This window comes from Streptomyces sp. NPDC091649, assembly GCF_044756785.1.
Classification (GTDB): Bacteria; Actinomycetota; Actinomycetes; order Streptomycetales; family Streptomycetaceae; genus Streptomyces.
In genome coordinates this window covers 362,796-385,907 of the sequence record NZ_JBIVTR010000004.1, presented here as the reverse complement: position 1 = coordinate 385,907, position 23,112 = coordinate 362,796, and the positions used below count along the sequence as shown (strand labels likewise).

General features: G+C 67.9%; 23 protein-coding genes. 8 read left to right on the top strand and 15 right to left on the bottom strand.

Annotated features, from left to right (window positions below):
• Positions 1-77: 77 nt before the first annotated feature.
• Complete coding sequence (locus ACIQMU_RS11435) at positions 78-1,751, bottom strand: tyrosine-type recombinase/integrase (protein WP_402688728.1); 1,674 nt, start codon at positions 1,749-1,751, stop codon at positions 78-80.
• Positions 1,748-2,449: a helix-turn-helix domain-containing protein gene (locus tag ACIQMU_RS11430; RefSeq protein WP_402688727.1), complete on the bottom strand. Its 702-nt coding sequence runs from the start codon at positions 2,447-2,449 to the stop codon at positions 1,748-1,750. The genes ACIQMU_RS11435 and ACIQMU_RS11430 overlap by 4 nt, the downstream gene beginning before the upstream one ends.
• A 94-nt stretch (positions 2,450-2,543) precedes the next feature.
• Between ACIQMU_RS11430 and ACIQMU_RS11425 the strand changes: the two genes are divergently transcribed.
• The 5 genes from ACIQMU_RS11425 (at position 2,544) to ACIQMU_RS11405 (ending at position 8,173) form a co-directional block, all read left to right on the top strand.
• Positions 2,544-2,774 (top strand): hypothetical protein, encoded by a 231-nt coding sequence (locus tag ACIQMU_RS11425; RefSeq protein WP_402688726.1) that lies wholly within the window; start codon positions 2,544-2,546, stop codon positions 2,772-2,774.
• Between the two features lie 356 nt (positions 2,775-3,130).
• On the top strand, positions 3,131-4,306 hold the full coding sequence (locus ACIQMU_RS11420; RefSeq protein ID WP_402688756.1) for a DUF3631 domain-containing protein: 1,176 nt from the start codon (positions 3,131-3,133) through the stop codon (positions 4,304-4,306).
• Between the two features lie 419 nt (positions 4,307-4,725).
• A complete protein-coding gene (locus ACIQMU_RS11415; RefSeq protein WP_402688725.1) occupies positions 4,726-5,580 on the top strand; it encodes a DUF2637 domain-containing protein in 855 nt (284 codons plus the stop codon).
• A 323-nt stretch (positions 5,581-5,903) separates the two neighbouring features.
• A complete protein-coding gene (locus ACIQMU_RS11410; protein WP_402688724.1) occupies positions 5,904-6,464 on the top strand; it encodes a MobC family plasmid mobilization relaxosome protein in 561 nt (186 codons plus the stop codon).
• Positions 6,461-8,173, top strand: a complete 1,713-nt coding sequence (locus ACIQMU_RS11405) for a mobilization protein (protein WP_402688723.1) — start codon at positions 6,461-6,463, stop codon at positions 8,171-8,173. Before ACIQMU_RS11410 ends, ACIQMU_RS11405 begins: the two co-directional genes overlap by 4 nt.
• Before the next feature lie 105 nt (positions 8,174-8,278).
• On the opposite strand, the gene ACIQMU_RS11400 is transcribed toward ACIQMU_RS11405, so the two are convergent.
• The 7 genes from ACIQMU_RS11400 to ACIQMU_RS11370 form a co-directional block, all read right to left on the bottom strand.
• On the bottom strand, positions 8,279-8,692 hold the full coding sequence (locus tag ACIQMU_RS11400) for an NUDIX hydrolase (RefSeq protein WP_402688722.1): 414 nt from the start codon (positions 8,690-8,692) through the stop codon (positions 8,279-8,281).
• Between the two features lie 182 nt (positions 8,693-8,874).
• Positions 8,875-9,249 (bottom strand): hypothetical protein, encoded by a 375-nt coding sequence (locus tag ACIQMU_RS11395; RefSeq protein ID WP_402688721.1) that lies wholly within the window; start codon positions 9,247-9,249, stop codon positions 8,875-8,877.
• 19 nt (positions 9,250-9,268) lie between these two features.
• A complete protein-coding gene (locus ACIQMU_RS11390; protein WP_402688720.1) occupies positions 9,269-9,856 on the bottom strand; it encodes a class IV adenylate cyclase in 588 nt (195 codons plus the stop codon).
• An 11-nt stretch (positions 9,857-9,867) separates the two neighbouring features.
• On the bottom strand, positions 9,868-10,530 hold the full coding sequence (locus ACIQMU_RS11385; protein WP_402688719.1) for an SAM-dependent methyltransferase: 663 nt from the start codon (positions 10,528-10,530) through the stop codon (positions 9,868-9,870).
• Positions 10,448-11,020, bottom strand: a complete 573-nt coding sequence (locus ACIQMU_RS11380; protein ID WP_402688718.1) for a hypothetical protein — start codon at positions 11,018-11,020, stop codon at positions 10,448-10,450. The genes ACIQMU_RS11385 and ACIQMU_RS11380 overlap by 83 nt, the downstream gene beginning before the upstream one ends.
• Positions 11,021-11,081: 61 nt before the next feature.
• On the bottom strand, positions 11,082-11,984 hold the full coding sequence (locus ACIQMU_RS11375; protein WP_402688717.1) for a radical SAM protein: 903 nt from the start codon (positions 11,982-11,984) through the stop codon (positions 11,082-11,084).
• A 105-nt stretch (positions 11,985-12,089) separates the two neighbouring features.
• Complete coding sequence (locus tag ACIQMU_RS11370; RefSeq protein ID WP_402688716.1) at positions 12,090-12,782, bottom strand: HAD family hydrolase; 693 nt, start codon at positions 12,780-12,782, stop codon at positions 12,090-12,092.
• Between the two features lie 96 nt (positions 12,783-12,878).
• On the opposite strand from ACIQMU_RS11370, the gene ACIQMU_RS11365 reads away from it, so the two are divergent.
• Both ACIQMU_RS11365 and ACIQMU_RS11360 read left to right on the top strand, forming a co-directional pair.
• Complete coding sequence (locus tag ACIQMU_RS11365) at positions 12,879-13,652, top strand: XRE family transcriptional regulator (protein ID WP_402688715.1); 774 nt, start codon at positions 12,879-12,881, stop codon at positions 13,650-13,652.
• The gene (locus ACIQMU_RS11360; RefSeq protein WP_402688714.1) at positions 13,639-14,106 is read left to right on the top strand and encodes an NUDIX hydrolase; all 468 of its coding nucleotides are present in this window, start codon (positions 13,639-13,641) and stop codon (positions 14,104-14,106) included. Before ACIQMU_RS11365 ends, ACIQMU_RS11360 begins: the two co-directional genes overlap by 14 nt.
• Here ACIQMU_RS11360 and ACIQMU_RS11355 read toward each other — a convergent pair.
• Positions 14,094-14,657 (bottom strand): HD domain-containing protein, encoded by a 564-nt coding sequence (locus ACIQMU_RS11355; protein WP_402688713.1) that lies wholly within the window; start codon positions 14,655-14,657, stop codon positions 14,094-14,096. The genes ACIQMU_RS11360 and ACIQMU_RS11355 overlap by 13 nt on opposite strands.
• A gap of 768 nt (positions 14,658-15,425) precedes the next feature.
• Between ACIQMU_RS11355 and ACIQMU_RS11350 the strand changes: the two genes are divergently transcribed.
• On the top strand, positions 15,426-16,721 hold the full coding sequence (locus tag ACIQMU_RS11350; protein WP_073874487.1) for a DNA cytosine methyltransferase: 1,296 nt from the start codon (positions 15,426-15,428) through the stop codon (positions 16,719-16,721).
• A gap of 43 nt (positions 16,722-16,764) precedes the next feature.
• Here the strand turns inward: ACIQMU_RS11350 and ACIQMU_RS11345 are convergent, their stop codons facing one another.
• The 5 genes from ACIQMU_RS11345 to ACIQMU_RS11325 form a co-directional block, all read right to left on the bottom strand.
• Positions 16,765-17,277 carry a very short patch repair endonuclease gene (locus ACIQMU_RS11345; RefSeq protein WP_402688712.1) on the bottom strand — a complete coding sequence of 171 codons (513 nt, stop codon included), beginning with the start codon at positions 17,275-17,277 and terminating at the stop codon, positions 16,765-16,767.
• Complete coding sequence (locus tag ACIQMU_RS11340; RefSeq protein WP_402688711.1) at positions 17,274-18,227, bottom strand: NaeI family type II restriction endonuclease; 954 nt, start codon at positions 18,225-18,227, stop codon at positions 17,274-17,276. Before ACIQMU_RS11340 ends, ACIQMU_RS11345 begins: the two co-directional genes overlap by 4 nt.
• Before the next feature lie 288 nt (positions 18,228-18,515).
• A complete protein-coding gene (locus ACIQMU_RS11335) occupies positions 18,516-20,336 on the bottom strand; it encodes an SNF2-related protein (protein ID WP_402688710.1) in 1,821 nt (606 codons plus the stop codon).
• The gene (locus ACIQMU_RS11330; RefSeq protein ID WP_402688709.1) at positions 20,337-21,758 is read right to left on the bottom strand and encodes a transcriptional regulator; all 1,422 of its coding nucleotides are present in this window, start codon (positions 21,756-21,758) and stop codon (positions 20,337-20,339) included.
• A gap of 65 nt (positions 21,759-21,823) precedes the next feature.
• Entirely contained in the window at positions 21,824-22,504 is a 681-nt protein-coding gene (locus tag ACIQMU_RS11325) for a hypothetical protein (protein WP_401615547.1), read from the bottom strand.
• Positions 22,505-23,112 lie beyond the last annotated feature (608 nt).

The window sequence follows — 23,112 nt, the reverse complement described above, 5'->3', positions numbered from 1 at the left end:
CGGGCATGGTGGGTCACACGGCTGAGGTGCTGTGATGTTGCCTGCGTGAGCGGTGCGTGAGCGAAGCCGCTCGGGACCTACTTTGCGGGCTTGCGGCGTGTGGCCTTCTTGGCTGCCTTGGCCTGGGCTTTCGCCTTGTCCCGCTTCGGCTTGCCGCCGCCCTTGTTGCCCTTGCCGACGTCGGCCGCCTTGGCCGCAGCCTTCCTGGCCTTCTCCTTCTTCGCGGCCTTGCGCGCGGCCTTCTCGGCCTCGGCCTTTCGCTGGAGGGGGACGAGCTTCGCGGTGGCCTCGGCGGCGCTCTTGCCGACGTGGGGGAGGACGCTCTGGTAGATGTCCCGCGTGATGCGGGTGTCGCTGTGCCCGAGGGTGTCCGACACGATCTTGATGTCGATGCCGGCGGCGAGCATGAGGGTGGCCGCGCCGTGGCGCAGATCGTGCAGGCGGATCGGTGGGAGGCCGGAGGCGGCGACGAGGCGTTCGAAGAGGTCGGTCACCTTGCCGGGGTGGAGCCAGGAGCCGTCTTCCTGGGTGAAGACGTGGCCGGTCTCGACCCAGGCTGTACCCCATTCTTCGCGGGCCGTTTCCTGCCGTTTGCGGTGGTGCTTCAGGACGTCGACGGTGTCGTCGTCGAGGGCGACCACGCGGGAGCCGCTGTCGGTCTTGGGGTCGGACGCTTCCACCTCCCAGCCGTCCTGGACGAGTTGAGAGGAGACGGTGAGGAAGTGGGTGTCGAGGTTCGTCTCCGACCACGGCTGGCCGCACGCCTCGCCTCGGCGCAGGCCGCGGAACGCGATCAGGTGCCACATCGCGTACAGCCGGTCCTCGGCGACGAAGTCGAGGAAGGCACCGGTCTGTTCCGGCGTCCAGACCATCACGGGCGACGGCTTCTCGCCCGTCTGCTCCCACTTGGCGACCCGCTCGTCCGTCCACACGAGCGCCTTCGGCTTGCGCACGGGGTCGATCTCGACATGGGCAGCCGGGTTGAACGTGATGATCTGCTGCCCGATCGCGTCGTTCAGGGCCGCCCGGAGGGTGGCCTTGAGGTGCAGCCGTGTGGCAGGGCCGGTGACGCGCCGAAAGGGCGGCATCTCGTCGATCGCGGCCTTCATGGCCTTGCGACGAGCCCGGTTCCCGACGCCCTTCCACGGCACCGTCGCCAGCTCGTCGAGAGCGGCTCGCCGCTGGGCGTTGTCCTCCAGGATCTGGGCGTTCGCCTCGCGAATGTCGGTGAACATTTCGCTGAGGTGGCTGACGCGCAGCCGGTCCAGGCGCCGGCTGCCGATGCGCGGCTTCAGGTGGACGCGGATATCGGTCTCGTAGCGGTTGAGACCGGACTTGCGTATGCGCTTGCCGGCCAACCACCGGTCGAGCCATTCGGCGACGGTCAGGCTGCCTATGAGGTCCTGACCGGAGTTGAGGCGCCGCCGCGTCTCCTCGACCTCGGGCAGAGGTGACCGCTCGCGACTGACCTCGGCCAGCATCTCGGCGATGAGTTCGGTGCCCTCGGGGTCGTCCGAGTCGGCGAGCCCGAGCAAGGCGCGTACGTGGTCGAGGTCAGCCTGGGCGGCCTTGAGACTCGCGTACCCGCCACGGGCGAAGGAGCGGCGGCTGCCGTCCTCGCGGGGTGAGAGCTCCTGGCGGACGGAGTAGGTGCAGTGGTTCCTCCTGTTGCGCTTGGGGCAGGAGGTGCCGAGTTCCTTGCCGGTCTTCGGGTCGCGGCAGGAGCAGCGGCGGTAGGTGGAGCCCTTCAAAGATCATTCTCCTCGCTGGTTTCGGGATGGCTCTCTGATGACTCGATTACGTCGGCCAGGTCGGGCCACAGGAACGGGGGCGTGACGCCCTCTTCCTCGATGAAGGCGCGAACTCTGCGCAGGCGGTCTTCGGCGTCGTCGGCCGTCTCGGCGGCGCGGGCCTGGGAGCGGAGGGCCTCGGCCTTCCGGTCGGCATTCGGGGCGGTCTGGGCGTGGTAGCGCGCGTACTCCTCGTCGCGTCGCGCACTTCGCAGCCGCTCCTGGGCGGCGTGATGGGCTCGGAAGTAGCGGAGCATGTCGTCGTCCGCGCCGAGATCGGTCTCCTCCCCCGTGAACCAGCGCAGCGCATCCAGAGTGGAAGTGGAGTCCTGGAGCGGGAGCCGCTGCACGTCCTCGATGTAGCCCACGGGATAGAGGAGGCAGATGGGTGGGGTGTTGAGTGCTTCGGCCAGCACCATGACGTCGACCAAGGGCAGGTTGGAGCGGCGTCCGGACTCCATGTTGGCGATGACGTTGCGCGGGATCGGATGGCCGATCTCCGCGCATCTGTCGGCCAAGTCCTGTGCGCTCCAACCCAATTCCTTCCGTCGTCTGCGGACCTCGGCGGCCACGGTGGCCATGACCTGGTCCACCCACTCCGGGACGTCGTCCTCGTCGTCGGCATTGCTCGATCCATGGTGACTCCGGCGTTGTGTCATGCAGACACATTAGCTCGCTTAGCGTTGATTCCACGACCTGGAGACGGGCGCGGAGGTCGCGTTCGCCGTGGGCTCAATCATGGATGGAGTGCGCATGCGCCAGAACGAAGACGCCGGAGGGGCGAAGTGGATGAGTCGCGAGGAGCTTCTGGGGCTCCCGGCGGCCGTTGACCTGGAGACGGGTAACCGCGCGCTGGGGCTCGGCCGGAGCAAGGGCTACGAGTTGGCCAAGCGCGGCCAGTACCCGTGCAAGGTGCTCAGGCTCGGGAACGCCTACCGGGTGGTGACCGCAGACCTGTTGGCCCTGCTGGGGCTGGCCGCATGAGGCGCCTGATGCGCCGTAGGCGCTTCTGCGCTGAGCTGACACAGAAACGCTGGACTGTGACACGGCGTGGACGTACTGTCCGTGGTCGCTCGCGGTACCGAGACCCCCGCGAGAAGAGGGAGAGCCTCCGGCGGTGCAACGCCGGAGGCTCCAGGACTCCCCAGCAATCCCGTGAGATCCGACCCGGCGGCAAGGGCGTGCAAGCCCGCAGCCGCCAGACGAGGAGCCGCCCAGTGCAACCCGAGAACTCCGACTCCTATTCCTCCCCCGCCCGAGTGGCCTGGCCCACCACAGCCATCCCCGGCCGGCCCGGCGCTCATCTGGGTCCGGCCCAGGCCGCCTATGCCACAGCGGAGATGCACGATGGCCCGGCTGACGGCAACGAGGCGGACCCGGCAAGGAGCCTGGAGACCATTCCCGACGCGGAGCCGACGCCAGGTTCGGATCTGCTGGACGAACTGCGCTCCCAGGTAGCCCAGTTCGTGATTCCGCCCTCTCCCGAGGCGCTGGACGCAACCACCCTCTGGGTGGCGGCGACGCAGCTCCAGCCCGCCTGGCAGCACGCCCCGCGGCTGGCAGTGGTGGGACCTGCGAAGCGGTGCGGGAAGTCTCGGCTCCTGGACGTGCTGACCGAAACGGTCCACGAGCCGATGCTCACCATCAACACCACACCAGCGGCCATCTTCCGCTCGATCAACGAGGAGGAGCCGCCGACGCTGCTGGTGGACGAGGCCGACACCATCTTCGGCCCCAAGGTCGCGGAGAAGAACGAGGAGACACGCGGCCTCCTCAACGCCGGCCACCAGCGCGGCCGGTACGTCACCCGGGTCGTTGGCAACGACCACACCCCGCACAAGTTCGCCACCTTCGCCATGGCGGCCATCGCGGGCATCGGTGACCTGCCGGACACCGTCATGGATCGATCCGTCGTCATCCGCATGCGCCGCAGGGCCGAGGGCGAGAAGGTCAAACCCTTCCGCTCGCGACGCGACATCCCCGCTCTGCACGAACTGCGCGACCGTATCCGCGCCTGGGCCCTCCCGCTACTGGAGGACGCTGCGAGCCTGGAACCGGAGATGCCGGTCGAGGATCGAGCCGCCGACACCTGGGAGCCTCTTGTGATCGTTGCGGACCTGGCCGGCGGCCGCTGGCCACGGCTCGCGCGGATCGCGTGCGCACGGATGGTCGCGGCCGAGGTGGCGGCCGAGGAGGACCACCCGAGTGGGGCGCGCATCCTCGCTGACATCCGACGGGTCTTCTTCGCGCAGCGGGAGGCGGACAGCCTCTCCACCGAAGACCTTCTGCACCACCTGAACGCGGACGCCGAAGCCCCGTGGGGAGAGCGTGGACGCTACGGCCTGACCTCCCGGGAGCTCAGCGGGATGCTGCGCGACTACGACATTCGGCCCGGCAACGTGCGCATGGCCGACCGGACTCAGCGCAAGGGCTACACGCGCAACAAGTTCCTGGACGCCTGGCGGCGCTACTGCCCGACCGTCCACCCGGTCGACGCTCGTCGCGGCGAAAGCTGACCCCCACCTCCCTGGTTGCCGTACTTGCCGTCCCTGCCGTGATCGTGCAGGTCAGGGCCCACATCAGCAAGACGGCAGCCGAGGGCAAGACGGCAGCGCACGCGCCTGAGCACGTGCAGCCAGCAGGGGTACGGCGTCCAGATCCGTCTTGCCCCGTCCCGGGCGTCTTCGCCGTATCGCAGCAGGTCACAGTCCTGCTCGCTGGGACGGCTGCCGCGACCGGCCGTCCCAGCGGATGCAGGCGCCCGGACAGGAGCCGGGGCGGATCCGCCTCATCCCTGTCCCGAGTCGGGACAAGACGCCAGAGCTTCCCGCCAAGACGGCACGTCAGGCGCGCTGCCGTACCGCGCTGACCTGCACGTGCAACGCACAAGACGGCAAAGACGCCCCTCACCCACTACCTCCAAGGAGATTCCCGCTTGACCGCCCCGCACCTCACCACGTCATCACCGCAGACACGAGATGACGTCCCAGCCGAAGGGCAGCGCCCGAAGAGTGCCGACGCAGAGCGGCTCGTGCTCGGCGCGGCCGGCACCGTCATCGTGGTTCTGACAGCCGGAGCGTTCTGGCTGTCCTACGCGCACCTCGCCGATGTCGCAGGCCAGCACGGGCTGGGTGCATCCCCCATCCGCCGATGGGCCTGGCCCGCCACCCTGGACGCGTTCATCGTCGCCGGTGAACTGCTCATGCTGCGGGCTGCGCTCCGGCGTACGACCGACCTCTGGGCGGTCGCCGTGACCGCTGCCGGATCGGTCGGCTCTATTGCACTGAACGTCGCTGGGGTCAGCGCCGCAGACAGCGAGCGCAGCGTTCCGCTCCTCGACTACGTGGTCGCTGCCGTCCCTCCGGCCGCCGCGATGGTGGCGTTCGGCGTGCTAATGCGACAGATCCACCAGCTTGTGGCACCAACCGATGTCCTATCCGGTATCGGCTCCGTAGCTGTGCGGAACCAGCCGGTCAGTGAGCACGGCGAGGGTCGACGGCAGGACGCTGCCACCGAGGTTCCGCAAGCTTCTGGTGAGGAACGGACGGAATCCACGTCCCCGGTGCCGAAGGCCAAACCAGTTGGCGGCCGTCCTCCGAAGGCGACCATCGCGGAACTGAAGTCCATCGGCCGGGCCGCCGGTCGCCAGCACGGCAAACTCACGCGTGGCCTGCTGCGAGCTGCCGTGAAGGAACGGAACTTGACGATCGGAAGCGCGCGGCAGACCGAAGTCATGGAGTCGCTCCGGCCGGAACTCGAAGCCGCTGGCATCAAGGTCTCCGGAGGCTGACGCCTCGCGTGCTCGGGTGACCGGAACCCTTCCGGTCACCCGAGCACACGCCGGTCGCCCCGTAGATCCCCACACCCGTGACAACGCGATGGCTCGCGCCACCGGGTCGCCGTGATCCTGTCCGCCGAGCCGCATCTGGAGCATCTTCCATGCAGCGCAGCCAGCAACTACCTGACGACACCTCCGCTGAGCCGCCGGCCTCGGGACAGCCCCGTACGCTGCTGTCCCGACTGCGTCGGGCATTTGGGCGGACGGCCCCGGGCGGAGCCAGTAGTACCCCGAGTCCGACTCAAGGCCGGTCTTCGGGGATTTCCGCCCCGGGGGTGGCGGAGTCGGCCCAGCGCCAGGGGGCGCTGGGCCGGGAGGTCGGGGCCGAGGGCGGCCCCGACCAGGACGAGCTCCATGCCGTCCAGCAGCAGATCCTTAGCCCCGCACCCACCGTCGAACCGACAGCCGGTGAGCGTGCGGTGCAGAGTGTGCAGCCGGCGATCCGCCGCTTCACCGGCACGAAGCGGTCCGTCCGTGTCGGACCGCTGCGCTTCACCGGCGACGAGCACGCCGCGCTCCAGGAGGCCGCAGCCGAGCACGGCTACAAAGGGGAATCCGGCTTCACCGCGGACATCGCCCTCGCCTTCATCACCGGCCGGTTCACCGCGAACCTGCCGCTGTCCGAGGACCGCCGCCGCACCCACATGTTCCGCGCCCAGGTACTGCGCGAACTCAACCGGATCGGCGTCAACGTCAACCAGATCGCCCGCGCCCTCAACAGCGACCTCACCCCACCCGACGTACGTCACCGTCTCGACGAGCTGCACCACCTGCTGGACCTGCTCGCCCAGGCCCTGCGCGAACCGACCACATCGGGGAAGGAGCAGGCCGCGTGATAGCTGCGATCAAACCGGCCGGGTCCAACACCCGTGGTCTGCTCGCCTACCTCTACGGCCCCGGCCGCCACGACGAACACCTCGACCCGCACATCGTCGCGGGCTTCGCCATGCTCGGTATGCCCGACCCCGGACGAAACCCGGACGCCACCCTCACCCAGCTCGCCCACCACCTGGACGAACCCGTGCATCTCCGGAACAGCGAGTTCGGGAAGAAGATCACCGACCACGTCTGGCACTGCCCCGTCCGCGCGGCCCCCGAGGACCGGCACCTCTCCGATACCGAGTGGGCCGACATCGCCCAGCGCATCGTCGAAGCCGCAGGCATCGCCCCGCCCGGCGACGACCTCGGCTGCCGCTGGATCGCCGTACGCCACGCGGACGACCACATCCACATCCTCGCCACCACCGTCCGCGAAGACGGCCGCCGCCCCAAACTCCACGGCAGCGGCATCCGCGTCGGCGACGCCTGCCGCCAGATCGAGACCGACTACGGCCTGCGCCAACTGAAGAAGGGCGACCGCACCGCCGGAAAGCGCCCCACGCAGGCAGAGATGCACAAGGCCCAACGCCTCGGCTGGGGGCAGACCAGCGGTGACTGGCTCCAGGACCGCATCCGCGCCGCCATCCCCCACGCCAGCAACGCCGAGGAACTCCTCGCCTACCTCGAAGCCGACGGCATCGCGATCAAACCCCGCCGCGGACCTTCCGGAGACCTCCTCGGCTACGCCGCCGGCCGCCCCGGCGACCTCAACAAGGACGGGAATCAGATCTTCCACCCCGGCGGAACGATCGCCCCCGACCTCACCCTCCCCAGGCTCAAGGCCCGCCTCGAAACCACCGCACCCCAAGAACACCCCACCGCACGCCGACAGCGCCCCACCACCCCCTGGCACCAGGCCACCGACGCCCTCGACACCCTCCACCAGGGCATGACCGACGACACCCACGCCCAGGCCCACATCACGGCGCTCGGCGAACTCATCGAGGCCACCGCACAGAAAGCCCCTGACCCCTCCCGAGCCGAACTACGCGCCGCATCAAGGACATTCGCCCGCGCCCAGCGCTCCCAGATCCGAGCCGAGCACCAGGCCGCCCATACCCTGCGCCGTGCGGCCCGCGACATCGCCCACACCGCAACCGGCCCCGACGGCAGCGCCTTCGCAGCCCTGCTCGCCGCCCTTATCTGGGCCACGGTCATCGCCGCCCGCTGGCACGAGGAGAAGAACCACGCCCACCAGGCCAAAGCCGCCCGTCAGGCCCTCCACCACCTACACAACGCCGCAGACCACGCCCTCGCCCCGGTCATCGACAACCTCGCCGCTCGTCAGCCGAGCGACCAGGCCAGCCGAACCCTGGCCCACGACGTCCGGGCCGCCGTCCCCCACCACGCCGACCGCATCCTCACCGACCCCGCCTGGCCGGCCCTCGCCACCGTCCTCGCCGACGCCGAAGCAGGCGGCCACAAACCCCACCAGCTCCTCAAGGAAGCCGCCGCTCAGCGCGAACTCACCACCGCTCGCCAGCCCGCCCGCGTCCTGATCACCCGCATCCAGCACACCAGCCGCAACCCCGCACCCAACCTCCGAGCCGAAGCCGCCCGCAGGACTACGACCATGCGACTGTCCGCGACCGCGCTATCGGCCGGTGTGGCTGAGCCCGCACGGTCGGCGGTTCCGGCGGAACAGAAGCACCGCCCACGTCTGTGAATGGGGGAGGTGTTCGTTGGCACGGAGCCCCGCATCCAGGCAAGACCCAGTCAGTCGTGGAGCTTTGGTGCTCGCCCGCAGTTCCCCGCCGGAGCTTGGAGCGGTCTACGCGGACAAGGTCCCGTCGAGGTAGTCCTGCACCGGCTCGAACAGCCCGTACGGCACGTACTCCGGGATGTCGCCGAGGGTAACCCAGGCAAGCTCGGCAAGCTCCTCGGTATCGGCGACGTGAGCCGTGCCGCCCAGGATCTGGCAGGCGGTGTAGGACATGAGGCGGCCCGTCTTGGGGTGAACGCGCTCGCCGAGCAGCTTGACCGCCTCCACGGTCAGCCCTGCCTCTTCCCGGGTCTCCCGTACGGCGGCGGCCTCACGTTCCTCGCCGGGCTCGACCTCCCCGGCGGGGAACTGCCAGGAGAGCTGCCCCTCGCTCACCCGGCGGCGGACCATGAGCACGCGGTCCTCGTGAACGACGATGGCGGCGGCGATGCCCGGCCGCTCGTCCGTGGTCTGCTGCTTCACGACTGCTCCTCCAAGAGGCCCAGGATGGGTGGGAAGACCGTATCGGTGGACGTGAAACGGTCGCTGTGTTGTCAGCCGTTCGTCTCGGGGCTTCCGCCGAAGGCGCGCACGCCAATGACCCGCCCCGGCCACGGGCTCTCGCTGCGGGGGACAGCGGGCGCCAGCGTGACCGGGGCGGGGGCTCAACTACGGCGGAAGAGCCTGCTCTGGCCCCGATGCCTGCCGGTTCTCCTGCCGGAGGCCGACTGCCCCACCTCGGCGGATTCGCTCGGCCGGGTGGAGCGGGCCGGGCGGTTCTCGTTGAAGAAGGATTGCCAGACCCGTTCCTGCAGCGCGCCGATGCAGGCGCCGCACGCGTACATCGGGGCCTGGGCCCCGGCGACTCTGGCGGGGCCGATCCACAGGACGCGCGTCCACCGCTGTCCGCAGTAGAGCCAGCAGGGTCCGTCAACCCACTCGTTGCCGTCGTCGGTGGCCGCCGGTGAGGGCAGTCCTCCTCGGGCGAACTCGGCGATCCCGGGGATCACCCTGTGCTGTAGGGCGACTTCCGTCAGCACCGCTCGTCTCCCTCCGTGATCAACGGTCCTGGACCGTAGGAGAAGCGTCCTTCTGCTTCTCGGCTTCGGAGAACAGGAGCGTGGGTTCGGCGAGGATGTCGCGGCCGGCTTCGCTCTTGTAGATCTCGTCGACGCTGCCGAACCGGGCCTCGGAGTAGTCGAGGTCCAGCAGCGCGGCGGCCTGGCGTACCGACGCCTCGTCGGGTCCTTCGATCTCCAGGAAGGTGGGAAGGTCGGGCCAGGTGTCGAAGTCGAAGGCGACCTCGCCCAGGCGCCATTCCTCGCGGTAGTTCTCCTGGTACCGGACCTCGGTGAGGCCGACCCGGCGCAGGATGTCGGCCATGGCGTGCAGGTCGGTGACCTCGGTCTCGATCTCCTTGGTGCCGTCGATCGTCGTGGCGTCGGTGACCTGCTTGAGCGTGAGCGTTGAGCGGGTGCCCTCGTCCCGCAGCCGAATCCAGGCCCCGCCGTCGAGGGAGTCGTTCTCGAAGATCTTGCGGGTGAGGAGCGTGCGGGGGAACGCCTGGACGGCACCGAGGGCGCTCAGCTTGGTCTGGAGGTCGGCGACGTCCACGGCCAGGAACTTCGCCTCGTACTCGTGCTTCATGGGGCCTTCTCTCAGAAGTGGTCGGTGAGGGTGGACGTCCGGGCCGCGAGCAGGAGGCCCATGCGGTGGGTGTGGTCGTGCAGCTGGCCGACGTGGGCCCGCTCGGTGAACTCGGTGGTCCGCAGGGTGAGCAGGACTTCCCAGTCGCCGATGAAGTGGGGGTGAAGGCGTTCCGGGGAGGTGTAGTGCTCGATCATGTGGTGGCGTCTTTCGACGGGCATCATGAACTCCGCGCCGAACACGCCGCCCGGGCGGACCAGGCACTGCATGCGGTCGACGAACTCGCCGAGCGGGCGGTGGTGGTTGGCACTGTAGTGCCACGAGCAGCTCGTCCAGACCGCGTCGCACTGCAGGTCCAGGGGCTCGCCGTCCAGGAAGTCGTCCTCAACGACCTCTACGTGTTCGTGGAGTTCTTCGAGCTTCAGTCGATCGATCAGTCCCAGCGCGTGGGCCTGGCTGTCACCCGGGAGGTGGACGTCGCCCCCATGGAGGGCGACCGCGTCACGTTCGATGGCGACGACGCGGTAGCCGGCGGCGGCGAGGGGCAGGACGAACTTGCCGTCGCTCGCGCCGACCACGGCGACGGTGGCGTCAGGGGCGACACGTTCCCGCAGCGTGGCGAGGAACTGCGGGAAGAACGTGAGGGTGTGCTCCCACAGGCTCTGAGTCTGCATGGGGGTGCGCTCCTTGCATCTCGGTATCCATGATCACTCGGAGGACCTCGTCGGGGCTGCGGCCCGTGGTGTCGACGCGATGCATCGGGAACGATGCGTAGGCGTCCGTCACCCGGTCCGTAGCGGTCTCGATCAGTGAGTCCCACCGCGAGACCGGCTTGTTCCGTCCAGCGAGTCGGCGTTGTCTCTCGTCGTCGTCGCAGACGAGGTGGTAGGTAGCGGGTGTCGGCAGCCAGCTCGGCAGGGTGATGCCGAGTTGTGCCCCCAGGGCCCGGTGAGTGGTGAGGCACCGGGCGAAGTAGCTCTCGACGACGACCGGGACGCCGGCGTCGAGGTGGTGCTGGATCTCCTCGGCCGCGGTGAACAGGCCCGATAGGTAGAAGCACATCCGTGCTTCTACGTTCGTCCGCTCGTCCAGCGCCTGCCTGAGTGGCTGGTAGGGCAGTGGGACGGTAGCGACGAGGACGGCCTGCCGGGCGGCGGCGAGCATGGGGGCCAGGGTGGATTTTCCGGTGCCGCGTAACCCCTCCAGACTCTCGAAGCGCGGGCGATCAGGCACGGCCGTACACCACGTCCGGCACCGCGAGGGTGAGCTCGTCGACGGACGAGGGCTTGTGGACGATGCGTCCTGCCGCCTTCTCGTACCAGAAGGCGTGCGCGTCCTTGCCCACGGCCTTGCAGGACATGGTCAGCGCACCGCGCGGGTCGACCTCGATACGGTCGATTTCGCGAGGACCGCCGGAGGGGGCGCACACCTGCGGGGCGCCGTCCTCGGAGAGGTCCTCGTCGACGATCACCTCCAAGGGCAGATCGGCTGACGCCAGCTCTTCCCGGAGCCGGCCGTAGGCGGAAGGGGAGGTGACCAGCAGCTCGGGATGGTCGGCGGCGTTGCCGACCGGCCGCAGGTGGTGGAGCTTGAGCTGCCGGACCCCGAGTTCCGCCAAGGCGCTTACGAAGGGCAGGACTTCGGCGATGTTCCGCGAGGTGACGGTCATGGTCGCACCGGTCGGAACGCCGAGATCCCGAGCCAGACCGAGCGCCTCCAGGGCGCTCTTGTAGCTGCCCTGCTTTCGGATGCCGTCGTTGGTCGACCCGACACCCTCCAGCGAAACCCTGAGCAGGTCCAGGTAGGGGGCGATCTCGGTCAGACGGCGCTCGATCCGGTACCCGTTGGTGCAGATCTCGACGCGCAGGCCCAATTCCTCCTTGGCGTGGCGGACGACCTGCGCGAGGTCCCGGTGGACGAAGGGCTCTCCGCCGAGCAGGGTCACGGCTTCGGTGCCGTACTGGTCCCGCATCAGGGTGAGGAGATCCGCGGCTTCGTCGACGGTGAAGGCGTCGGCGTACTGCAGCCGTTTGCCGTGGAAGCAGTGCAGGCACGTGAAGTTGCAGCGGTAGAGCAGCTGCAGGTACAGCATGCGGATCTTCTTGATCCCGGTGACTTCCTCGATCACGTCGGCTCCTTCGGCTGGTTGCCTGGTGGGAGCCTGATAGTGGCCTCCTGCTCGGGGACCTCGACACCGCGTTCGGGGACGGTCCAAGGACGTCCTGGGACGTTTTCAGTGACCTGCCAAGGACTCCAGGGTGCTGAGGACACGCTTCGTGTCCGACAGGTCGGGCAGGACTTCGACGGCTCCGGCGGCGGTCAGTTCCTCCTGGGGGTGGATGCCGGAGGCGACGGCGAGGACGCCGGAGCCTGTGGTCAGAGCCGCTTCCACGTCACGAGGGGTGTCCCCGACGAGGACGGTGGGGATGTCGACCGGAACACCATGAAGCCGCTGTGCGCGCTCGCGGGCGACAGCGACCAGGTGGGGGCGGAGCTCCGCGTCCGCTCCGTAGGCGCCGACCGGTAGATCAAGCAGGGAGTCCAGGCCGAACGCGGCAAGCTTCACAAGGGCGTTGGCGGAGATGTTGCCGGTGAGGACTGAGGAGACCCAACCAGTGTGAGCCGAGGCGGCTTTCAGGGCGTCGTGCACACCGGGCAGGGCGGTCCCGCGCCTGCGCAGCTCCTCCCGGCGCGCTTCCCCTGCCTGGGCGAGTGCTGCTTCGATGAGGTGCCAGTCGGGCACGGGCAGCCCTTCGCGGACGAACATGTCGCGCATGATCAGTCGATCCGTACGCCCCTCAGTACGCGCGGGCTCCGTGGGTTCGCGACCTGAGAGGCCACGAAAGGCAGCGGCGTAGATCTCCTTGCTGACCCCCGCGTTCTCGATGAGGGTGTGGTCGATGTCCCACAGGACGAAGAGCTCCATGCCGCCAGAGTAGGCAGTCCGCGAGGTGCCATTGCAGCGGACTGCGTCCCAAAACGTCCTTGCGCGATCACACGCCGTGCCGATTCGATGGCGGCTGTGAACAACCGACTGCGCACCGTGCTCGGCCAACGCGGCGTCTCGCCCGATGCACTCGCCGAGATCTGCGAGGTGGATCCCAAGACGGTCAGCCGGTGGCTGGGCGGACGGATTCCCCATGCACGGCACCGCTTCCGCGTCGCGCGACACCTGCGCGTCGAAGAGACCTTTCTCTGGCCCGAGCCGTCCAAGCGTCCAGGCCGGCCGAGGGACGAGTTGGGCACCGAGCTGGTCGGCACCTACCAGAACCGGGCCAGCGTGCCCCGGGACGTATGGCTCGCACTGCTGCGAGAAGCGCGGCACGAGATCGGCGTCCTCGTCTTCTCCGGCACCTTCTTCGCCCAGTCCAACCCCCACGTCGCCAAGATGCTCTCCGAGCGCGCCGCCGAGGGCGTCCGGGTCCGCCTGTGCTTCGGCGACCCCGGTGGACAGGCAGTCGCCGTACGGGGCCGCGAGGAGGGAATCGGCGACACCCTCGCTGCCAAGATCCGCGCTTCACTGACGTACTACCGCCCGCTGCTGGGCGAGGCCGGGTGCGGCGTACGACTCCACGACACCACCCTCTACACGTCCATGTTCCGCTACGACGACAACCTGCTCGTCAACCCGCACATCTGGGGTCAACCGGCCAGCGCCAACCCCCTCCTGCACCTCAAGAGGGCAGGCGATACGGGGTGGTTCGACAACTACGCTGAAAGCTTCGACGCCGTCTGGGCCGCGGCGAGGCAATGGGCACCCGACCAGGAGAGGACCGCCGACCATGGGCAGGACTGAGTACTACAACGACCCCTCTGCCCCGAAGGCGAACACCCTCATCCCGGCCAGCAACCTGCTCGTCGCCGACGAGACGGGCGCCATCCTCCTCCAGCGGCGCCGGGACACCGGCCAGTGGGCTCTCCCGGGCGGAGCCCAGGACATCGGCGAGACCGCGGCCGAGTGCGCGGTGCGCGAGTGCCTGGAGGAGACCGGCATCATCGCGGAGCTCACCGGGTTCCTCGGCGTCTACACCAACCCGAACCACATCGTCGCGTACACCGACGGCGAGATCCGCCAGCAGTACGAGAACACCTACATCGGCCGGCCCGTCGGCGGAGCGCCCACGGTCAACGACGAGGCCGACGGCGTCCGCTTCGTCCAGCCGGCCGACCTCGACCAGTACGACATCCACCCGAGCATGCGCCAGCAGATCGGGGACTACCTCGCCGGCACCTACCCCTACCTCGGCTGACCAGCCAGGGCTGCTTCCACTCGCTCCACGGAGGCAAAGATCTCCGGAGCCGCCCGGCGGATGAACCGCCCGACCACGCTGCCGTCCCCGTAGCGGCTGACGATCTCCGCGACCCGGTCCTGCGCGGTGGTTCGGTCGCCGTCAGGCGTGGTCGTCATGTCGCAGTACACGAGGGCGTCTACCAACAGCGGCTGATCCAGCAGCGGGAACTCCGTGGCGAGCTCCTCCTGCAACCCGCGCTCCTCTGCCTCAAGGAGCGCGAACGAGTGGTTCGCGACCAACCGCACCAGCCGCTCGTCGGCCCCGTGCTCGTCCCGAAGAAACCGGGCACCGTCCAGTGGATGGAACCCCGTCACCGCCAGACGAGGCGCATACCCAATGTCATGCAGCGTGGCGGCGGCGACAAGAAGGCTGGCGTCTTGGTTGAGGACCTGGCCTACTTCGGCGGCGCGGTTAGCCACTCCCTGCGTATGCGCCCACCTTCGTGGAAGCGTGCAGCTGAGTTCGGCCCTGGTGATGTGCGTTGCCCAGTCCCCGATGAGATCGCCCATGTCTGGCTCTCTGCCCAGGGTGTAGTCGGCCCAAGCCACCGCATTCGATGACACCTGCACACGGTTTCCGCCAGCGCCCTGACCGCCGCCCTCATCTGCTTCGACGCATGATCGGTAAGACGCTCCCTAGAGCTCTCTTCCTTTCCTGGTAGCCCAGCCACTTCGGCCGCCCGTTGTGAGGCTTCTATCAAGTGCGGCCAGCGGCGACGAGGCGGCCGCTCACCTCAGCCTCGGCCACCGCGCTCGCCCACTCCATCGTCCAGTCGTCCATACTCGGGACGTGCTCAGGTAGGCCCTGCGCAACCACACCGGATGTGTCAGCGCACGGTGGGCCCCGGCTAGCACCACTGGGTGAGTTCCGGCCCGCAGCTGGCCGGAACCGGTAACGCGTGACAGGGTGAGGCCGGTCAGTGCTTTGCGGTCGTGCGACCTGTAGACAGCACCAGTGACTAGCCTGATGCCTGAATTGCCCCGATTCCATGCATTGGCTCTTCGTCGGTCAGGCTTTGCCTATGAATGAGATGCTCGTCCCTTTTCGTCGAGCGGAGCCTGTGGATAGCCGCACCGGCTGATGCCGGCGAACTAATATAGGCCACCTCGCTGACCGCGTTCGCGGTCAGCTCAGCTGTTCCTGCCCCGGCCCAGTGGACTTGTTGCGATCTTGCTGGGATGTTCGTGAGCGGAGACGGACTCGCTAACGTGTTCGAGTCCGGTCCGTCGCGAGTGCAGCCGAGCGCGTGGCGGGCGGTGCGCACGTATGGAGGACGAATGGCCAAGCTTCAGGTTGCTGAGATCTGCGCAGGTGCTGGCGGGCAGGCTCTGGGGTTGGAGCGCGCCGGATTCGAGCACGCTGTTGCCGTGGAGCTCGATCCAAGGGCCGCGGAAACCCTGAAAAGCAACATGCCGGGCTGCGATGTACGCACTGGGGACGTGGCCGACCGGTCGGTTTGGGACCCCGAGGAGTTCTGTGCCCAGCACGGCACCCCCGACCTGATTGCCGGTGGCGTCCCCTGCCCGCCCTTCACTATTGCAGGCAAGCAGCTTGGCGCGGCTGACGAGCGAGACCTCTTCGCTTGGGCTGTCGGTCTCGCTGAGAGGGTGAGGCCCAAAGCCCTCCTTCTGGAGAATGTGCGAGGGCTCAGCGCGAACCGTTTTGCCGCCTACCGCCAGAACGTCCTGGACACGCTGCAAGACGCTGGCTACGTAGCGCAGTGGGAGCTCTTCCACGCTGCGGACTTCGGCGTACCGCAGCTGCGCCCGCGGTTCGTCCTTGTGGCGCTCCAGCGCGAGTACGCACCTTATTTTGCCTGGCCGAAGCCTCTAGAAGGCGAGCGTCCGAAGGTCGGCGAGACGCTCTACGACCTCATGGCTGCCCGTGGATGGAAGGGTGCTGAGAAGTGGGCTGAGGGTGCTAACGACATTGCGCCGACCATCGTCGGTGGCTCCAAAAAGCACGGCGGGGCGGACCTGGGGCCTACCCGTGCCAAGGCGGCCTGGGCGAAGCTCGGAGTCGATGCTCATGGTGTGGCGGATGAAGCGCCCGGCGAGGACTGGGAGCCTGCCGAGGGGAAGCCCGGGCCGAAGCTCACGGTAGAGATGGTCTCCCGCATCCAGGGATGGAAGCCCGAGGACAAGTGGGTCTTCGCAGGGAGGAAGACCAGCCAGTACCGTCAGGTCGGGAACGCTTTCCCTCCGCCTGTGGCTGAGGCCATCGGCCGGTCTATCGCCCGCGCGCTGAACAAGAAGGGTGCCCCGGCGGCGTTGGTCGAGGACACCGAGACGGTGCACGATCCTGTGTACAAACTGCTCCGCGCGGAGGCCGAGAAGCAGAGGTTCATCGGTATCACCCAGATCATCGGCCGCTTGGAGAAGGCGGGCAAGCGACTGTCTGAACCTGAGGTCGAGCGGCACATTGCGCATCTCGAAAGGGACTTCGAGATCCGGAGGGAGCAGCGTTCCGGCGGCACATACGCGTACAGCCTCGGCGAGTTCAAGGCGTTCGTCGGCCAGGAGGGGCACCAGCGACATGAGCTGTTCTCGCTGAACCAGGCGAAGATCAGCTGACCCCCCGGGGCGTGTTCGAAGGCGGGCGCGGTGTCCGCCGGGCCTAATGGGGCCGCCGCGACCCAGCTGCCGCCTGCCGCCGAGACTTCACCGCGTCAATAACGGTCTCGGCGCATGCTTCGGGATCGAGGTGTTCCCAAAAGCGCATCACAAGCCAGCCCTCGTCCGCCAGGCGCTGGTCGGTGTCCCGGTCGCGCTGGACGTTCCGCCCGATTTTGTCTTCCCAGTACGGACGGTTGGTCTTCGGCATGACGAAGTGGTCAGGGCAGCCGTGCCAAAAACATCCGTCGATGAAGACAGCCACCTTTACGGGGCGGAAGACCATGTCGGCTGTGCGCCGCATCTTCGGCAAGGGCTTGGCCGCTACCCGGTAGCGCAGCCCCGCTGCGTGGACAAGTGACCGCAGCAGAAGTTCCGGAGCCGTGTCGCGGCTCCGGTTGCCCAGCATGCTGCGTCTGTTTGCGGCTGACGAAGCCCACGATCCCTCGGGCGGGACCCACGGTCCCGCCTGGGGCCCCGACTCCGGCACCGTGCTGGGCTTGCTGTGTCTGTTCATATTTCCGGCAGTCTCGGTACTGTCTCTTCGGGGTCGTCGGCCATGGCCAGGACCCACTCTTGTCCGTCCAGCTCTACTGTCGGTACCCCTACGTGGTGGGCCCGTGCAGGGGTCAGGCGGGCACTGACAGATTCACCGGGGCCCGGAACCGGCAGCCCCAAGGCTTCGGCGATGCGCCCGTGGCGGGTGTAGTGACCCAAGATCACTATTCCGTGGCGCTGGAGCCTGGAGCGCGATCCGCCGTTGTAGCGGACACGCTTCATGTAGTCCTCCTGCATAGCCACCGTAGCAACGACGTTGCGGCTGACCCGGCGTCCTTGCGCCCGCATGAACAGCTCGTCCACGCGGCGCTGGCCGCTCTTGTGGGAGAAGACAGCGGTGATGTCCTCCTCGGAGAGGCGCAGCAGCATGTTCTCCTGGAGGGGCGCGTCGCGGAACAGCCATCGCACTGCGCCCCGCCCGGCCGCATTCAGTGTCTTCTTGGCGTCGCGGTTGCCGCCGTTGTTGAGCCGTTCGGGCAACGCCCGAACGAGTCCCACCGACCATGTGGACTGCTCGTCGCTGGCCCAGACAACGAGCAGCAGGTGCCCGTGGGCTTCGGGCGGGATCATCCACTGGCCGAGGGTCTGGGAGTACTTGCAGTCGACGTCTGACCCGGCGATCGAGTAGTCCATGCTGGCGCCGTCCGCGAAGCCGAACTCGCGCTGCACATTGATCTCGATCAGGGTTCCCAGGTGGGCCTTCTCGGTCTTGAAGAGCTGGTCCCAGCGGAAGCGCCCGGTGTGCTGGCCGTCCAGCAGCATGTCGATGCTGCGGCGGACCGCGTCGGCGAACCGGCTGCCGTCCGGGTCCGCGCGAAGAATCTCTTCGGCCACCGCCTCCAAGGCCGGGTCATCGCCCTCATCGACTGGCCACAGGGGCGTCTGCACGCTGATCGTTTCGCCGTCCACAGCGGGACTCTATCGGCAGAGGGCGTACCGGGGCAGCCGGTTGCCCGGGCGGGGCTGGCAGACTGCTGGGCGTGATACGCGAACCAGCAGAACTCTTGGTCGGTGATGAGGGGCAGGTCGTACTCCCTCTCGGCCTCCTAGCGGAGGCAGGGTTCGATGCAGGCAGTCGCCTTCTCGCTTTCAGCGACGGCGATGGACGCATCGTGCTGCAGCGGGAGGCGGACGCCATCGAGCGGCTCCTCAGCGAGGGCACGCTTTGACGGCTAACCGGAGGACTGGCGGCGCCCCCTATGCCGGGCGCCCCTTGAGATAGTCCAGCAGTGCCTGGACGTCGGCTGAGTTCATCCCTGCGGCCATCGGGGCCTCGTCCTCCGGGTCAGCGAGCTGCTGCACCTCGGGGTCGTCGAGGATGCTGCCCATGAACTCCAGCTTCTCTGCGAGCCGCATGGAGACGACATCATCGACACTTTCCGCAGCAGTGAGGACGGTGACCCGCGTCTCCGTGTCTGGTGAGAGGCCAAGTCGATGGATGCGGTCCAGGCTCTGGAGGAACCGGCCTGCCTGGAAGTCGCGGTCGACGTACACGGCGTCATGGCAGACCTGATGGAGGCTGATGCCCTCACCCAGGGTCGCCGGGTTGGAGATGAGGACGCTGCAATCCGGATCCTCGCGGAAGCGGCGCAGTTCCTCCTCCCGGTCTGGAGTGCCGCCGTGCACTGCGGCGGGCTGGAACGGTGCGAGCAGCGTCTGCAATGACGTGATGCTCCGGACGAAGCCAGTCCACACCAGGGTCTTCCTGCCGGCCGCGGCATTGGCGGAGACGATGGACAACGTCTCCGTGTACTTGGGCGGCAGTTCGTAGTCCGGGAGCTTCCGGAGGAGGGCCGCAAGAGAGTCCCCCTCCGGGACATCCAAGGGCGGGACACGGAAGCTCAGCGGCTCGTAGCGGGTCGAGCCGCCGACGAGGAGCGCTGGACTTGTCGCGGCCATGAGCAGACGCAGGACTGCCTTGCCGAATGCCTCGAAATCGCCTCGGTCGGCAGCTGCGCGCGGAGAGAACTTGCCGATCAAGGCGTCGTAGATCTCGCGGTGCAATGGAGGCATCCTGAGCGGGCGGACGCGCAAGTCGACAGGCGGAAGCCCCAGCTCTGCCTTCGTCGTCCGGGTGTAGAGGGGGCGCAGTACCTGGCTTGCGTGGGCTAGGTCGCCACCGTCGACCGCCTGGGTGACCACGCGTCGCCCGTGGCCAGGCCAGACGAAGGACAGCAGGTTCTCCAGGTCCTTCGCCCCGTTCGGCGCCGGAGTACCGCTGAGGATCATGCGCACGCGGCTGAGCGGCCCCAGCGCCATGCAGGCAGCCCCGTAGACACCCGCTCCGCCGAGCTTCATACGGTGCGCCTCGTCGAGGATGAGCATGGTCGGGGCCGCTTTCAGCCACTGCGACAGGCCGGCCAGTGCCCGGTCCAACCGCTCGTAGTTGACCAGGAGGACGTCTGCTGGTGGAGGTGCCGACTTGCCAAGCACCTGTACGTCCAGAGGAGAGGAGAAGCACTCCCGCGCCTCCAGTTGCCACGCCTCGTAAGCCGACTTCGGGCTGACCACCAGGATGCGGTTGACCGTTCCCTGCTCCCGCAGCGCCGCGAACACGGCCAGAGAGACGCGGGTCTTGCCGGCGCCGGGCACGCTGAAGTTGGCCCCGTGGCCGACCGAGAGCAGCTGGGCGATATCCCGGAGCTGGAAGGGGGTGAGCGCTCCCGTCCAGGAGTCGCCCAGCAGGGCTGGCACCTCTTCCGGGGCGGCGCCCTCCTCGTCCGGTGCGCCGTTGAGCAGGCGATCCGCCGTCTCGGCGGTATCGAGCATCTCGCTGACAATGCGGCGGAAGTCGTCCTCCCAGACCACGCTCTCGGGCTGCGGCCATTCGGCTAGGGAGCCGATACTGGCCAGGAAGCTGTCCAGGGGGACAGCGGCGGACAGCCGGTCGGTCATCCGGCCGCTGGGGAAGCTGGAGATCATCTGCCCCAACTCGCCGCGCCACTCGGGCACGGTCCTGAGCGCCGCTTGGGTGCGCGTGGTGTCGAAGCCGATCACCAGGCTGGGCTGGCTGCCCACTCAGCGTGCCTTTTCTGTAGCTTCAAGAAGCCAGGCCAAACCGTCGCCGGGCTCGCCGACCGTTCGTCGGGCTTCGATCGCCAGCTTCTCCAACCTCTTCCGCAGCTCGACGACGGCGTCGTCGAAGGCTTCCTCATCGAGGCTTCGCTGCGAGCGGGACAGGACCAGGTCCGTGACGCACTGCTCGATGCTGCGGTTCGCGTCTGCGAGGCGAGCAGGAGCGGCTTGCTTGCGCTTGGTGATGCGGGCGTCGCGGCCGGCGTCGGTGATGGCTTCGTCCATCGCACTGCGCATGCGCCTGACCTCGTCCTGCGCCGCAGCGACTACCTCCGTCGGCGCGGAGCTACCGGCTTGAGTGACCGCCCGAGCGTGGAGGACGACGTCTGTCAGGGCTCTGGCAGCCGAGACGGCTGGGCTGGGGCCCTGTACGGCACGCCCCAGGCCCGGGATCGCTACACCCTCGTGGGACGGAGCAGGGTCGGGGACCAACCCGTCTGGCAGCTTCTCCGAGAGGTATGTGTCACGGAACTTGTCATCAATAAAGCGCACGTCCGTCTTGGCGAAGCCCATGAGCATGGCGGCCAGGCGGTTCTCCACGAGCAGATCGGCCCGCTCGGGGTTGACGGCGTACTGCTTCTCGTAGGCGCGATGTAGCTCGCGGAACTTCTCCGCATGCTCTTCGAACGCGACCAGGGACAGTCGCTCGCCGGAGGTCGCACTGCGCTTGATCAACTGGCGGATGATGGACAGCACCCACTGGTCCTGCCGGACCCGCTTAGCCGTGGTGCGGAAGGTGGTCGCGATCGCCGCGAGCGGGGTGCCCTGATCGACCAGTTCTTCCACGGCGAGGAGCCGGTTGATGTAGGAGTAGTCCCGCCGGTGCTCCTTGCGCAGCTGCAGCGAGAGCTCGACGGCGGCCACGTCCTGCCAGTCGCAGGAAGAGGGCAGCACCGCCACGCGCATGGGGTGGTTCGGACCGTGGAGCTCCAGGAGCGCGGCACGCCGGGTGTTGCCGTTGACGAGGACGCCCTCGTGGGTGATCAACCCTGGCTCGGTCTGTCCGAACTCCTTGAGACTTGCGGTGAGCTCGTCGAACGCGGGATCGGTCTTCGCCGGATCGGCAGGAACTACCTGCAGCAGACGCCCCAGGTACCGCTGAGCGTCCGTGTCCCACGGGTCCGTTTCGAGGAGCTCGGACTTCTTGGGATCGTGATCGGCCTGCGCTCGGATCCGATGGGTGGCCGGGTTGTAGTAGAGATCGCCGACCTGCATCTCGACCACTTCGAGGTGCTCCGGCTTGCCCCGCCACTCGACGGTGAACGTCTCGCGGGTGCCTCCGCCGGCCGCGCTCTCCGCCAGCCGGGCCGCAACGGTGGCCCGGTTCTCCTCAGCCCTGGGCGGCAGCCCGTAATCCTTGGCCATGTCCGCTGTCCTCGCTCCTGCCTCTGCTCGTCCTGCTTCGAATTCCCTCCGCGCCTGCCGGATGCTCAGTCGACGCCCAGCTCTTTGCGCACATGGGCGCGCGACTCCTCGGGCAGGGACCGGTAGTCGCTCCAGAGCTGCTCAAGTCGGCTGAACTGGCGCTCGTCGGCTTCCACCCAGCCGGACAGTACATCGCGCTCAATGGAGCTGAGTCCGGCAGCCTCCTGAAGCACTCGGTCCAGGTCCGCGACCAGTTCCCTGCCGCCGATGCGGCACCGCTTGCACTCGGTGACCAGCTCGGTGGCCTTCGACCCGCCGGGCTTCAGGACCTCGCGCCGTGCAATGTCCAGCTGGGCCGCTTCGTACGTGCCGGCGTAGGTCTCACCGGGAACGATCCCGCAGGAGCGGCACATGTTGCCGTCTCGCTGGAGGACCTCGCGGCGACGCCCGGCACCGATCGCCGTCGTACCGGTCTTCCGGGTGGCTCGGCCGGGCTCCCATACCGGGTCGCCGCGCTTCACGAAACGCTGCTCGTGGGAGTCGAGGTCCGCGTCCTCCCTGTTTGTGTCGATTCGCCACCCGAAGTCGCGGAGATCACGCATGCGCCGATCCACCTGGGACACCCCGGGGAAGGCGTCGCGCAGCTCCTCCTTGGTGAAGGGCTGCCCCTCGCCGACCTCCGACACGAGCCAGAGGGCGACCCGCTTCATCGTTCCGAGACTGTCATCGCGCCACGACGGCGTCATAGTGCCTCCATTTCATGCCGTACTTCCGGGTGCAGCCCTGAAGACGCATCACGGGCCACGATTCCTACCCATTATTAGCACAAGTGGCGTCACCCGTTCCAGTGGTTTCGGATCTTTACGCTTTCCGGCAGGGTAAAGATCCGTTTTGCCCCTTAAGTGGTCATTTTTGAGCACATTGAAGCCGCTGTCATAAATACATCCGCGTAATAATGTCGGACGGCTCTGCGGCACGGAAAGGAAGGGGTAGAGTTCTGGCGATCACGTAAACCCTGGTGGTCTCCGGCGAGCGAGAGGCTCCTTTGCATGCCGTCACTCGGATCGATCAAAAACTCCTGCGTGGACGAGGCCACGGAGGGGGTGAAGGCTTTCGCGCTCGCTTTCCGGGAGGTGCTACCCCAGTTCCTCCCTGGGGCGACTATGGCTGAGAAGGCGCAGGCTCTCGGTGTCTCACCCTCCCTGCTCTCGCACTGGCTGCACGGGAGGAGGCTGCCCCGCCCCGAGGTCCTCTTGGCCTTGAGGCAGCTGGTGCGATCTGCGCAGATCGCCGGGGCGGATCGTCTGGGCGAGGACCTCGCGCGCGTAGAGCGCCTCTTGCTGATGGCGCGGTG